Annotated in this window: 13 protein-coding genes; 12 read left to right on the top strand and 1 reads right to left on the bottom strand. The window is 58.7% G+C overall.

From position 1 onward, the window contains the following. Positions 1-46: 46 nt before the first annotated feature. Positions 47-847 carry an inositol monophosphatase family protein gene (locus R0125_RS08365; protein ID WP_248183528.1) on the bottom strand — a complete coding sequence of 267 codons (801 nt, stop codon included), beginning with the start codon at positions 845-847 and terminating at the stop codon, positions 47-49. Positions 848-1,030: 183 nt separating this feature from the next. Here R0125_RS08365 and trmJ point away from each other — a divergent pair, with 183 nt between their 5' ends. The 12 genes from trmJ to bamB all read left to right on the top strand — a co-directional run bounded on the left by trmJ (position 1,031) and on the right by bamB (position 12,280). Continuing rightward, on the top strand, positions 1,031-1,894 hold the full coding sequence (gene trmJ / locus R0125_RS08360; RefSeq protein ID WP_248183527.1) for a tRNA (cytosine(32)/uridine(32)-2'-O)-methyltransferase TrmJ: 864 nt from the start codon (positions 1,031-1,033) through the stop codon (positions 1,892-1,894). Then, the gene (cysE, locus tag R0125_RS08355) at positions 1,887-2,666 is read left to right on the top strand and encodes a serine O-acetyltransferase (protein ID WP_248183525.1); all 780 of its coding nucleotides are present in this window, start codon (positions 1,887-1,889) and stop codon (positions 2,664-2,666) included. The genes trmJ and cysE overlap by 8 nt, the downstream gene beginning before the upstream one ends. A gap of 77 nt (positions 2,667-2,743) precedes the next feature. Beyond that, on the top strand, positions 2,744-3,241 hold the full coding sequence (iscR, locus tag R0125_RS08350; protein WP_317237818.1) for a Fe-S cluster assembly transcriptional regulator IscR: 498 nt from the start codon (positions 2,744-2,746) through the stop codon (positions 3,239-3,241). 22 nt (positions 3,242-3,263) lie between these two features. Then, complete coding sequence (locus tag R0125_RS08345; protein WP_317237977.1) at positions 3,264-4,412, top strand: IscS subfamily cysteine desulfurase; 1,149 nt, start codon at positions 3,264-3,266, stop codon at positions 4,410-4,412. Between the two features lie 69 nt (positions 4,413-4,481). Further along, on the top strand, positions 4,482-4,910 hold the full coding sequence (ndk, locus tag R0125_RS08340) for a nucleoside-diphosphate kinase (RefSeq protein WP_317237817.1): 429 nt from the start codon (positions 4,482-4,484) through the stop codon (positions 4,908-4,910). A 61-nt stretch (positions 4,911-4,971) separates the two neighbouring features. Then, positions 4,972-6,084: a 23S rRNA (adenine(2503)-C(2))-methyltransferase RlmN gene (gene rlmN / locus R0125_RS08335; protein ID WP_317237816.1), complete on the top strand. Its 1,113-nt coding sequence runs from the start codon at positions 4,972-4,974 to the stop codon at positions 6,082-6,084. An 83-nt stretch (positions 6,085-6,167) separates the two neighbouring features. Then, positions 6,168-6,935 carry a type IV pilus biogenesis/stability protein PilW gene (gene pilW / locus R0125_RS08330; RefSeq protein ID WP_410797596.1) on the top strand — a complete coding sequence of 256 codons (768 nt, stop codon included), beginning with the start codon at positions 6,168-6,170 and terminating at the stop codon, positions 6,933-6,935. After that, positions 6,928-7,926, top strand: coding sequence for a RodZ domain-containing protein (locus R0125_RS08325; protein ID WP_317237814.1), 999 nt, complete (start codon positions 6,928-6,930; stop codon positions 7,924-7,926). Before pilW ends, R0125_RS08325 begins: the two co-directional genes overlap by 8 nt. A gap of 35 nt (positions 7,927-7,961) precedes the next feature. Further along, a complete protein-coding gene (gene ispG, locus R0125_RS08320) occupies positions 7,962-9,080 on the top strand; it encodes a flavodoxin-dependent (E)-4-hydroxy-3-methylbut-2-enyl-diphosphate synthase (RefSeq protein ID WP_317237813.1) in 1,119 nt (372 codons plus the stop codon). 42 nt (positions 9,081-9,122) lie between these two features. Further along, entirely contained in the window at positions 9,123-10,403 is a 1,281-nt protein-coding gene (gene hisS / locus R0125_RS08315; RefSeq protein ID WP_248183519.1) for a histidine--tRNA ligase, read from the top strand. 48 nt (positions 10,404-10,451) lie between these two features. Continuing rightward, complete coding sequence (locus R0125_RS08310; RefSeq protein WP_248183518.1) at positions 10,452-11,108, top strand: YfgM family protein; 657 nt, start codon at positions 10,452-10,454, stop codon at positions 11,106-11,108. Continuing rightward, positions 11,108-12,280: an outer membrane protein assembly factor BamB gene (gene bamB, locus R0125_RS08305; RefSeq protein WP_317237812.1), complete on the top strand. Its 1,173-nt coding sequence runs from the start codon at positions 11,108-11,110 to the stop codon at positions 12,278-12,280. Before R0125_RS08310 ends, bamB begins: the two co-directional genes overlap by 1 nt. Positions 12,281-12,282: the final 2 nt, after the last annotated feature.

Genomic DNA, 12,282 nt, shown 5'->3' with positions numbered 1-12,282 from the left:
CCGAAAGGATGCGGCTTTTTTTGTGGTGGCTGCGATTCAGCCCGCCTCAGCGGGGCAGGCGGCCACGGAAGGGGTGTAGCACTTTCAGTACTTCCCGGAACAGCTTGGGGTTGGCAACCACCAACTGACGAGCCTGGCCCGCGGAGGGGTTTCCGGAGAAATCACCAGTCAGTGCGCCGGATTCCATCGCCAGGGTCACGCCGATGTCCAGGTCTGCCGCCTCAGGGCGGAAGATGATGGCAGCGTCCAGATGGCCGGCAGAGACCCGGGCAATGTCCAGGGCGACACAGCCGGAGGTGCGGAACATGCCGGTTTCCCGTGCGATCACCGAGGCCATCTCACCCCACAGCAGCGGGTCATCGCCGCTGCGGGCCTGATCCAGCAGGTTGCTGGAGATGGCGGCCTTCTGGGCCTGTTTGATTTCGCTGGTCCGCACGCGGCGGCTGTTCAGCGCGGCACCATGGCCGCGACTGGCAGAATATTCTTCGCCGGTGATGGGGTTTACCAGCAGCAGGTTTTCTGCTCGGTTGTTCTTCTTCTGGACCAGTGCGAGGGCAAAATCGGGAATGCCCCGGAGGAAGTTTTCGCGACCCAGTAGCGGAAAGATGTGCCAGCTTTTATCGCTGCCGGCGGCATCGGATTCGCCCATCGGTGCAATGGTGTGGTCTTTGTAGGCTTTTTCGAGCTGCTCGGTGAAGTTGCCGTAGATAGAAGTTTCCACGCGCTCCAGCTGGCTGCGACGCTCCGCGTCGTCTTTGCCATTGGGTTCCTGGCGCTCGAAATGTGCTTTCAGATAGTCAGACCCCTGACGCGCTACGCGCAGAGCCATTTTAATTGCTGGTTGCATCTGAGTGATCATTATCCGGGTGTGTGAAGGTCGCGTATGATAGCAAAAGATAGCCCTGCTTGTATGTTTTTTGCCTTAGCAATGTCACGGATAGCAGCGGGTTTCGGGATGTTCGGAGAGGCAAGGGCGATGTGATATCTGGTATCATTGGCGGCCCGAAACCCATCACAGAGACAACGTTCCATGCACAAGCCGGCACTTCCCCAGGAAGGCACAGACACGTTCCAGGACCAGATTCGCATCGTATTGGTGGAAACGTCCCACTCTGGGAACATCGGCGCGGTCGCCCGTGGCATGAAGAACATGGGCCTGGGTAATTTGTGGCTGGTTAACCCGGCGTCGTTTCCCGATGAAACCTCCTATGCCCGCGCGGCGGGTGCATCGGACGTGCTGGACAAGGCGCAGGTGGTTTCCTCCTTGGATGAAGCGCTGGCCGACTGTGTGCTGGTGATGGGTACCAGCGCTCGCGGCCGCAAAGTGCCCTGGCCGGTGATCGCGCCGCCGGAAGCGGCGGCCAAGGCGGCGGAACACACCCCGGCGGGGCCGGTCGCCCTGGTGTTCGGGCGTGAGAATCACGGTCTGAGCAACGAGGAACTGCAGCGTTGCCATTTTCACATTCATATCCCGTCAAACCCGGATTACAGCTCGCTGAATCTGGCCATGGCGGTTCAGGTGGTGACCTATGAAATGCGGATGCATTATCTGCGGGGACTTGAAGGTGGTGAGGGCAGCCCATACCTAAAGGCCATGACGATGCCCGGCGATGATGGATGGGATGTGCCGCTGGCCCCGGTAAACGATGTGGAGGGTTTTTTCGGGCATCTGGAGCAGGTGCTGGTGGACATTGATTTCCACCGTCGCGAGAATCCGCGGCAACTGATGACCCGGCTGCGCCGCCTGTTCCAGAGATCGAAGCTGGATCAGATGGAAATCAACATTCTCCGTGGCATTCTGACGGCGGTTCAGAAATCCGCGGGAGCAAACACCACTGGCCCGACAGAGACGGCCGGGAACCCCGCGAGCGGGCAGGATAAAGACCATGTTTGAGCGATTGAGGGAAGACGTCGGTAGTGTATTCCACCGGGACCCGGCGGCCAGAAACACTTTTGAGGTGCTGACGAACTATCCGGGTTTGCACGCCCTGTTGTTCCACAGGTTTTCGCACTGGCTGTGGAATCTGGGGTTCAAGTGGCTGGCGCGCACCCTCTCGACGCTTGCCCGCTGGTTCACCGGCATTGAGATTCATCCGGGCGCAACGATTGGTCGGCGTTTCTTTATCGACCATGGCATGGGCGTGGTGATTGGTGAAACCGCCATTATCGGTGACGACGTCACCCTGTATCAGGGTGTTACGTTGGGCGGCACCAGCTGGAACAAGGGCAAGCGTCACCCGACCATCGCAGATGGCGTGGTGGTTGGCGCCGGTGCCAAGATTCTGGGGCCATTCGAGGTGGGTGAAGGCGCGAAGATCGGCTCGAACTCGGTAGTGACCAAGGCGGTTCCGGCCGGTGCCACGGTGGTGGGTATTCCCGGGCGTATCATTGCCAAGCGCAAGCCTGAGGAGGGTGACGAGGTTCGTCGCAAGCAAATGGAAGAACGTATGGGCTTTGACGCATACGGGGTGACCGAGGAAATGCCGGATCCGGTTGCCCGCGCTATGCGCAGTTTGCTGGATCACATGCATGCGGTGGATGATCGCATTGAAAACATGTGCAAGGCACTGCGCAAAGTGAACAGTGAGTACCAGAACGGCGCGTTGCCGCCCCTCCATGAGGAGGATTTTGACTGCGTGCGGGACGACGAACCCCGGGAAAAGTGAATACTTGACTGTTTTGGTGGGTCAATTCATACTCGGCGCTGTGAATTCTGATTCATTCCCTTATCGGGGCTGAGACTATGAAACTGACCACCAAAGGCCGCTATGCCGTTACGGCGATGCTGGATCTGGCCCTTCACGGGGATCACGGGCCGGTCAGTCTTGCGGACATCTCAGCCCGTCAGGAAATATCCCTCTCGTATCTCGAGCAGTTGTTTTCCCGGCTTCGCCGGCATCAGCTTGTGGTCAGTATCCGTGGGCCAGGCGGTGGTTACCGGTTGAGCCGTGATGCAGCGTCGGTGTTTGTAGCCGAAGTGGTTGACGCGGTGAGTGAGTCCCTCGATACGACCCGTTGTGCCAACAAAGGCGATTGCCAGAACGGCGAAAAATGCCTGACCCACCATCTGTGGTCCGACCTGAGCGATCAGATCCATCAGTTTCTCAGCGAAATCAGTCTTGCGGACCTGATGAGGAAGCGGGAAATCCAGCGGGTGGCGGACCGCCAGGACCGTCGCCAATCGGACTCTGATTCCCAAACCATCAATACCGAGCGCCTGAACGAACAGACGCCGGCCTGAATCAAGTTACCTCGATACCATGATGAAAAAGCCCGTCTATATGGATTACGCGGCAACCACGCCCGTTGATCCGGCTGTTGCTGCCGAAATGGTCAAATACCTCACCCTCGACGGCGTGTTTGCCAACCCCGCTTCCCGCTCTCACGTTTACGGCTGGCAGGCCGAGGCCGCCGTGGAGAACGCGCGGAAACAGGTTGCTGAACTCATTCACGCAGACCCGCGGGAGGTCGTGTGGACGTCTGGTGCCACCGAATCCGACAATCTGGCCATCAAGGGAGCAGTGGCGGGCAAAGCATCGGCGCACGTCATCACCTCGGTGATTGAGCACAAGGCGGTGCTGGATACCTGCAAGTGGCTGGAGGGGCAGGGTGTTGAGGTGACGTGGCTGGCGCCCCATCAGGATGGCCGGATCACCGTCGACCAGGTGGAGGCGGCGCTTCGTGACAATACCGCACTGGTCAGCCTGATGATGGTCAACAACGAACTCGGGAGCGTTACGGACATTGCCGCGATCGGCGAGCTGCTCCGCGCCCGCGGTGTGCTGTTTCACGTGGACGCGGCTCAGGCCGCCGGCAAAATTGCGATAGACGTAGGCCGGATGCCCGTCGACCTGTTGTCCTTGTCCGCCCACAAGGTGTATGGCCCCAAAGGTGTGGGGGCGCTCTACGTTCGACGTTCACCGGATGTACGCATCGAGTCCCAGATCCACGGTGGTGGTCATGAGCGGGGCATGCGCTCCGGGACCTTGCCCACGCATCAGATCGTGGGCATGGGTACCGCCTTCGCGCTGGCGCAGGAAAAGCTGGAAGAGGACGTGGCCAGCCTGGAGGCTCTGCGCTCGCAGTTCCTCGAGGGACTGGCCGGTCTTGACGGTATGTCGCTGAACGGCAGCGCCGAGGCCCGGGTTCCGGGTATTGTGAATCTGTCGTTTACCGGGGTGGACGCCGAGTCGCTGATGTTGGGGCTGCGGGAGCTGGCGGTGTCGTCCGGTTCTGCCTGTGCGTCCGCGACCATTGAGCCTTCTTTTGTGCTGCGGGGCATCGGGCTGGACGATGAGCAGGCCCACCGCGCCCTGCGTTTTTCCATGGGGCGTTACACCACCGACGAAGAAATCGAGTTTGCGGTCGCACAAATCATTGAAGTTGTTGGGCGTCTCAGGTCGGTGCGGTAGGCAGTAGCCTCCGGACTGCGTATAATCCCAACCCTGAATTTTCAACCTGAACCATACTGGAGAAATACCATGGCAAATGAGCGCACGCTCTCGATTATCAAGCCCGATGCAGTCGCCAAGAACGTGATCGGCGAAATCTACATACGCTTTGAAAAAGCCGGTCTGAATATCGTTGCCGCCAAAATGATGCACCTGACCCAGGAGCAGGCGGAAGGTTTTTACGCTGAGCACAAAGAGCGCCCGTTCTTCAATGACCTGGTAGCGTTCATGACCTCTGGCCCAGTTGTGGTGCAGGCTCTGGAAGGCGAAGGCGCCATCCTGAAGAATCGCGATCTGATGGGTGCAACCAACCCGAAGGAAGCCGAAGCGGGCACCATCCGTGCCGATTTCGCCTCTTCCATCGACGCGAATGCAGTACATGGTTCAGACTCCGCGGCTTCCGCTGAGCGCGAGATCGCGTACTTTTTCAATGACAGCGAAATCTGCCCGCGCGGCTGATTCGCTGCCGGGGCGGGTCTGACGGCTCGCCCCGGATTGGTTATCTGATCGAGGTTATGAAATGACAGCGGCCGCTGAAAAAACGAATCTTCTCGGGATGCCGAAAGCCAAGATGGAGGCTTTCTTCGAGAACCTGGGCGAGAAGCGTTTCCGTGCTACCCAGATGCTGCAGTGGATTCACCAGCGGGGTGCTGATGACTTCGATCAAATGACCAATATGAGCAAGGTCCTGCGGGACAAGCTCAAGGCCGTGGCCGAGATCCGTGGTCCCGAAGTGGTTTACGACGAAGTCTCCAAGGACGGCACCCGCAAGTGGGTGATGCGCATGGACAATGGCAACAGCGTGGAAACTGTGCTGATCCCCGACGGTGAGCGCGGCACACTGTGTGTGTCGTCCCAGATTGGCTGCAGCCTCGACTGTACTTTCTGCTCCACCGGCAAGCGCGGTTTCAACCGTAACCTGACTGCGGCCGAGGTCATCGGGCAGGTCTGGGTGGCCAGAAAAGCCTTCATGCCATTCGAGCCGGGCCCCGATCGGCCGATTACCAACGTGGTGATGATGGGCATGGGCGAGCCCCTGCTCAATTTTGACAACGTTGTCGACGCCATGAATCTTATGATGGAAGACCTGGCCTACGGGATCTCCAAGCGCCGTGTGACGCTGAGTACCTCCGGGGTTGTGCCGGCTCTGGACCGGCTGGGGGAAGTTACCGATGTTTCACTGGCCATTTCGCTGCACGCCCCCAATGATGAACTGCGTAACAAGCTGGTTCCATTAAATAAAAAGTATCCGATTGCCGAGCTTCTGGCGGCCACCAAACGGTACTTTGCCCGCCTGCCGGACAAGCGCAAGGCGACCATTGAATATACCGTGATCGAGGGCATGAACGATCAGCCGGAACATGCCCGGGAGCTTGCCGAGTTATTGCGGGATCTGCCATGCAAGATCAATCTGATACCATTCAACCCATTTCCGGAGAGCGATTTCCGTCGGCCCAGCATGAACGCGACCCGTCGTTTTCAGACAATCCTGAACGAAGCCGGTTACATCGCCACCATCCGCACCACTCGTGGTGATGACATCGATGCCGCCTGTGGGCAGCTGGTTGGCCGGGTTGAAGACAGAACCAAGCGAAGCCAACGTTACATCGCGGTGCAGCAGGTCAATCCCTGACCGTTACCAACGTTGTAAAAAATCAGAGCAAGAGGGGTGATCGAACTGTGGCAGTCAATCCAGTGAACAGTATCCGGGCTTTGATGACCGTTGTGCTGGTGATGTTCCTTGCGGCGGGCTGTGTCACGGTGTCCGATAGTCGTTTTTCCCGCGAAGAAGACCGCGAGAAAGCGGTAATGAACTACGTTGAGCTGGCAACGGCCTATATCAGCCAGGGCAATCTGGACCGGGCTCGGAGTCATCTCGACCGTGCCCTCGAGTTATCACCGGATGACGCCGGCGCATTGTCTGCCATGGCACTGCTGCACAACTCCGACGGCGAGCGCAAACTGGCGGAGGAGAATTTCCGCAAAGCCATCGCCAGCGACAGCGACTACACCCGCGGCCGAGTCTATTACGGTGCCTTCCTGTATGGAGAGCGTCGTTTCGAGGAAGCAAGGGATCAGTTCAGAACGGCTGCCGATGACACCAAATATCCGGATCGTGCTTCCATTTTTTTCAATCTGGGAATGAGCGAAGAGCGTCTGGAAGATAATGATGCAGCGGTCGATGCCTATCAGCGGGCTGTGGAACTGTCCAGAGGCGACGCGAAGTCTCTGCTCGCTCTGTCCCGTACTCTGCTTGAAGCGGGAGATTACAGTACTGCCTCCCGATATTACGCGCGGCTGTCCGCATTGATGCAGCAGAATTCCCGGTACCGGCACTCTCCCGAGAGTTTGTTGACGGGCATTCGGATTGCGCGCTATTTCGGTGAACGGGATCGGGAATCCAGCCTGGCGCTGCAACTGCGAAATAATTTCCCGGAGTCAGTCGAATACCAACAATACAGGGTGCTGATTTCTAATGAGTAACGAAGAAAACGCCCAGCAGGTTTCCGGAGAGTCGGTAGGCAGCCAGCTCCGACGTGCCAGAGAGCAACGAGGACTGACGGTGTCCGACGTTGCCAATGCGCAACATCTTCGGCTTGCGGTGATCCAGGCTATTGAAAATGGCGAGTATCAGCAAATCGACAGCGAACTGTTTCTCAAGGGCTATGTCAGAGCTTATGCGAAACAGGTCGGGCTAGACGCCGACGCCATCGTGGCCACGCTGGACAGGGAACTGGAGCCGTTTCGGCAGCAGAAAGCCGAAGCACTTGAGGCCAACCCGTTGGTGGATATTGAACGTCGGAAGCGCCAGAAACGCCAGGCAGCGAGGGCGTTGATGGTGTTGCTGGTACTCGCCGTGATGGGTGCCCTGGCGTTCACTTTCCTGGGCGATGACAGTGGCGGTAGGGAGGAAGCTGCCACGTCTGGACAGGGCACTGACGACGGCGTCGCCCTGGGTGCGAATGTTGCGCCTGAGGAAGTGGTGGCACCGGAAACAGATTCAGACGCGGCGCCGACGGAGGTTATGCAGGCAGAGCCCGACGCGGCCTCGGAAGGTAATCAGGCCCTTGGTGCCGAACCCGAGCCCGGTGAGCCGCTGAACGACGCGGCGCCGCTGGCTGAGGTCGTGGATGATGAGGACGCGCTGGACGAGAGCCGGATACCGACAGTGATCAGCAGTACCGACCCCGCGCTGACCGAAGAGTCCAGAACCGGTGATCTGCCGGGTACCGGCCGTCTGGAGGTCTCTTTTTCCAATGATTGCTGGGTTGAAATTACGGACGCCACCGGCGTCAGGCTGGCCAGCGGCCTTCGACGGGACGGTGACGTGATTGACGTTTCCGGGCAGGTTCCGCTGAGGGTCGTTATCGGTGCTGTGGACGCCGTGGACGCCATCCGTTTCCAGGGCGAGTCCGTTGAGCTGTCGGATTACCAGGTGGTAAATAACCGGGCCCAGTTTTCCCTGGAAATCTGAACATTCTGAACACACTTATTTTTGGTTAACACCAGATGAAACAGGAATCTCCGATTATCAGACGTAAATCCCGCCAGATCATGGTGGGTGATGTGCCCGTGGGCGGCGATGCACCTATTGCGGTGCAGAGTATGACCAACACCAACACCTGTGATGTGGAGGCCACGGTCGGCCAGATTCAGGCGTTGCAGGACGCGGGTGCCGACATCGTGCGGGTGTCCGTGCCCAGTATGGACGCGGCTGAAGCGTTCGGACAGATTCGCTCTAAAGTGTCCGTTCCTCTGGTGGCGGACATCCATTTTGATCACAAGATTGCGCTGCGGGTGGCGGAACTGGGAGTGGATTGCCTTCGCATCAACCCAGGCAACATCGGCCGGGAAGACCGGGTCAGTGCGGTGATCAGTGCGGCCCGGGATCGCAACATCCCGATCCGGATAGGAGTGAACGCGGGTTCTCTCGAAAAGGAACTGCAACGCAAGTACGGCGAGCCCACGCCGGATGCACTGGTGGAATCCGCCATGCGCCACATTGATATTCTTGATCGCCACGATTTCCAGAACTTCAAGGTCAGCCTGAAGGCCTCCGAAGTCTTCATGACCGTGGCCGCCTATCGCAAGATTGCCTCACAGATCGAGCAGCCGCTGCATCTTGGCATTACCGAGGCCGGCGGTTTCCGTTCGGGCACGGTTAAATCCTCCATTGGCCTCGGTATGCTGCTGATGGACGGTATCGGCGATACCATCCGGGTATCGCTGGCCGCAGACCCGATACAGGAAATCAAGGTCGGCTTCGACATTCTCAAGAGCCTTCGTTTGCGCAGCCGGGGCATTAACTTCATTGCCTGCCCAAGCTGCTCACGGCAGAACTTTGATGTTATCCAGACCATGAACGATCTCGAGGCCCGGCTGGAGGATGTCAATTCCCCGCTGGATGTGGCCATTATCGGGTGCATCGTGAACGGCCCCGGAGAGGCGAAAGAAGCGGACATCGGCCTCACGGGTGGCAGCCCCAAGAACCTGTTCTATATGGGCGGAAAGCCGAACCAGAAGCTGGATAACGCCACCCTGACTGACGATCTCGAGCGTCTGATCCGGGAGGAAATTGCCCGCCGCCGTGAGCAGGAAGACGCCATTATTGCCCGTTCGGGCGAGTGACCAGTCAGCGCGCAATCATTGATTCGAATTTAAGGGTTTAACTTGGCTAAGATTCAGGCAATTCGCGGGATGAATGACATCCTGCCGGAGCAGACACCGATCTGGCAGTTTGTTGAAGGTAAGGTTCGCAAAGTGCTGGCCGGTTACGGTTACCGGGAAATCCGCATGCCTATTGTGGAGCAGACCGATCTGTTCAAGCGTTCCATCGGCGAAGTGACCGATATTGTTGAAAAAGAAATGTACACCTTCGAGGATCGCAACGGGGACAGCCTGACCCTGCGGCCGGAAGGTACTGCTGGCTGTGTGCGTGCGGCCGAGGAACATGGTCTGCTGTTCAACCAGACGCAGCGGCTGTGGTACACCGGCCCGATGTTCCGCCACGAGCGTCCGCAAAAAGGCCGGTATCGTCAGTTTCACCAGATTGGGGTGGAATGCTTTGGCATGACCGGTCCGGATATTGACGCGGAATTGCTGATTCTGACGGCACGACTCTGGAAAGAGCTCGGCCTGACCGCTCATACCCGCCTCGAGATCAATTCGATCGGTACATCTGCCTCCCGTAAGGCCTACCGGGAAGCTCTGCTGGGGTATCTGTCGGGATTTCGTGATCAACTGGACGAGGACAGTCAGCGCCGTCTGGAAACCAACCCCTTGCGTATCCTGGACAGCAAGAATCCGGACACCCAGGCTATCCTGGGCGATGCGCCGAAGCTGGACGAATACCTCGACGAAGAATCACTGGCCCATTTCAGCCGGCTGTGCGAATTGCTGGATGCCGCAGGTATTCAGTACACGGTGAATCCCCGCCTGGTGCGCGGTCTGGATTATTACGGCAAAACGGTGTTCGAATGGATTACCGACAGTCTCGGGGCTCAGGGCACGGTGTGTGCCGGCGGGCGTTATGATGGCCTTGTCGAGCAACTCGGCGGAAAGCCCACGGTGGCGGTCGGATTTGCCATGGGGCTCGAACGCCTGATTCTTTTGCTGGAAACCCTGGGCCTGGTCCCCGAAGACGCAAACAGTGATGCGGACGTCTACGTGACCGCCATGGGTGAACGGGCAGTGGCTGCTGCGTTTGCGCTGTCTGAAACGCTGCGGTCAGAACTCCCGGGTGCCGTCATCGTGACCCACTGTGGTGGCGGCAGCTTCAAGAGCCAGATGAAAAAAGCCGATCGCAGCGGCGCCCGTTATGCGGTCATCCTCGGCGAGAATGAAATCGACAGTGGCACCGCTGGCCTTAAGCCGCTGCGCTCTGACGAGGGTCAACAGGCATTGGCGCAGGCTGAACTGGTATCCACACTCAAACCTTTGCTGGGCGCCTGAACGGGGCAACCGCGAACACTTATAAAAACGTTTATCACAGGAGTCATCATGGCTGAATTGCGGACTGAGGAAGAACAGATTCAGGCGATCAAGGACTGGTGGAAGAAGAACGGCAGTTCGCTTCTGATCGGTATCGGTGCAGCCCTGGCGATTGTCTTTGGCTGGCAGACCTGGCAGAACCATCAGCAAACGCAGCGTACCGAAGCGGCGTCCCAGTTTGCTAATCTGCTCAATGCCTACAGCGATCAGTCTGATGACAACAGTGGCGAAACTGTGGCGTTCGTTGCCGGCAATCTGAAAGAAGAGTTTTCTGACAGTGCCTACGCGGTCTACGGCATGCTTCTGCTGGCCCGTCAGCAACTGATGGATCAGGGCGACGCAGGGGCGGCCGTTGAATCCCTGCAATGGGCTCAAAGCAGGATCGATGACGGCACTGCGTTGTCGTTTGTTATTCGTAACCGCCTGGCCCGTGCCCAATTTGCTGCCGAACAATACGACGAAGCTCTGGCCACCCTGGACGCTGCCGGTGACAACCAGGCATTTGCTTCGATCTACGCAGAACTGCGCGGAGACATTCTGCTGGCCAAGGGTGATCGTGAGGGTGCCAGGGAAGCCTACCTCGCTGCCCGCGAACAGAGTCAGCAGGGCCGCAGCGGCGTTCTCGAGCTGAAACTGTCGGATCTCGGCGTTCAAGGGGGTGCCTAATGCCCTGGTTTTCTGATCGGCCCATTGCCAGTCGTTTTATCGGTGCTGCGTTGCTAGCAACTCTGGTGGCCGGGTGTAGCACGCGGGAGCCTATCGAGGAACCTGCGCCGGTCCCTGAGATCGAAACCACCGTGGAACTCGACAGCGTCTGGACCATGGATGTGGGCGACGGCCACGGGGAACAGTTTCTCTACCTCACGCCCCTGAACACCGGTGAGCTTATCTATGTGGCGGCGGCCAACGGCGACGTATACGCCGTGCAGGCAGAGAACGGTAAGGTTGAGTGGTATCAGGAACTGGACAGGCAGGTGTTTGCCGGTCTGGGCGGTGATCGTGAGCAACTGTACCTGGTGACCCGTGACGCCCAGCTCGTGGCGCTGTCCCGGGATAACGGAGACGTGATCTGGGAAGAGCCGCTGCCGAACGAGGTGCTGGCGATGCCGCAGTCCAATGGCGACATCGTGGTGATTCAGACCACCGACGGTAAAGTGCTGGCTTTTGATACCGCCTCCGGTGAGCTCAACTGGCAGTACGACGGCGTTGTTCCGGTACTGTCGATCCGTGCGGCATCACCACCGCTGGTGGGTAGCGAGCTGGTGCTGGCCGGTTTTGCCAATGGCAAACTGATGGCCTTGTCTGCCGAGAACGGCCAGCCGGCCTGGCAATATGAGGTAGGACAGGCGCAGGGGCGTACCGAGCTTGAACGCCTGGTGGATGTGAGCAGCCAGCCACTGATCCTGGAGAATGCGGCCCTGGTGGTCGGTTATCAGGGCAAGCTGGCGCTGGTGGACCTGCGTAATGGCGAGGAAATCTGGAGCCGCAGTGCCTCCAGCCTTCATTCCCCCATGATAGGTGCGGGTAACCTGTACGTTTCCTCTGCCAATGGAGACATCATTGCCTATCAGGGCTCGAACCGCCGTGAGCTGTGGACTCAGGACAGGCTATCGTGGCGCCAGACTACTCAGCCGGTGGTTTACGGTGACTACCTGCTGGTGGGGGATTTCGAAGGTTACATTCATATGCTGTCGCTGGAAGACGGCTCGCTTCAGGGCCAGCTGGAATTTGACGATGAAGGTCTTCGTGTGCCTGCCCAGCGGCTGCGCGATGGCAAGCTGCTGGTGTTCGGGAACAGCGGTAAACTGAGCGTGCTTGAACTCAAGGAAAGCGACTGATC

The organism is Marinobacter sp. M-5 (assembly GCF_032911545.1).
GTDB lineage: Bacteria > Pseudomonadota > Gammaproteobacteria > Pseudomonadales > Oleiphilaceae > Marinobacter > Marinobacter goseongensis.
The sequence above is the reverse complement of the archived record's forward strand: the minus strand, read 5'-3'. Positions and strand labels throughout refer to the sequence as shown.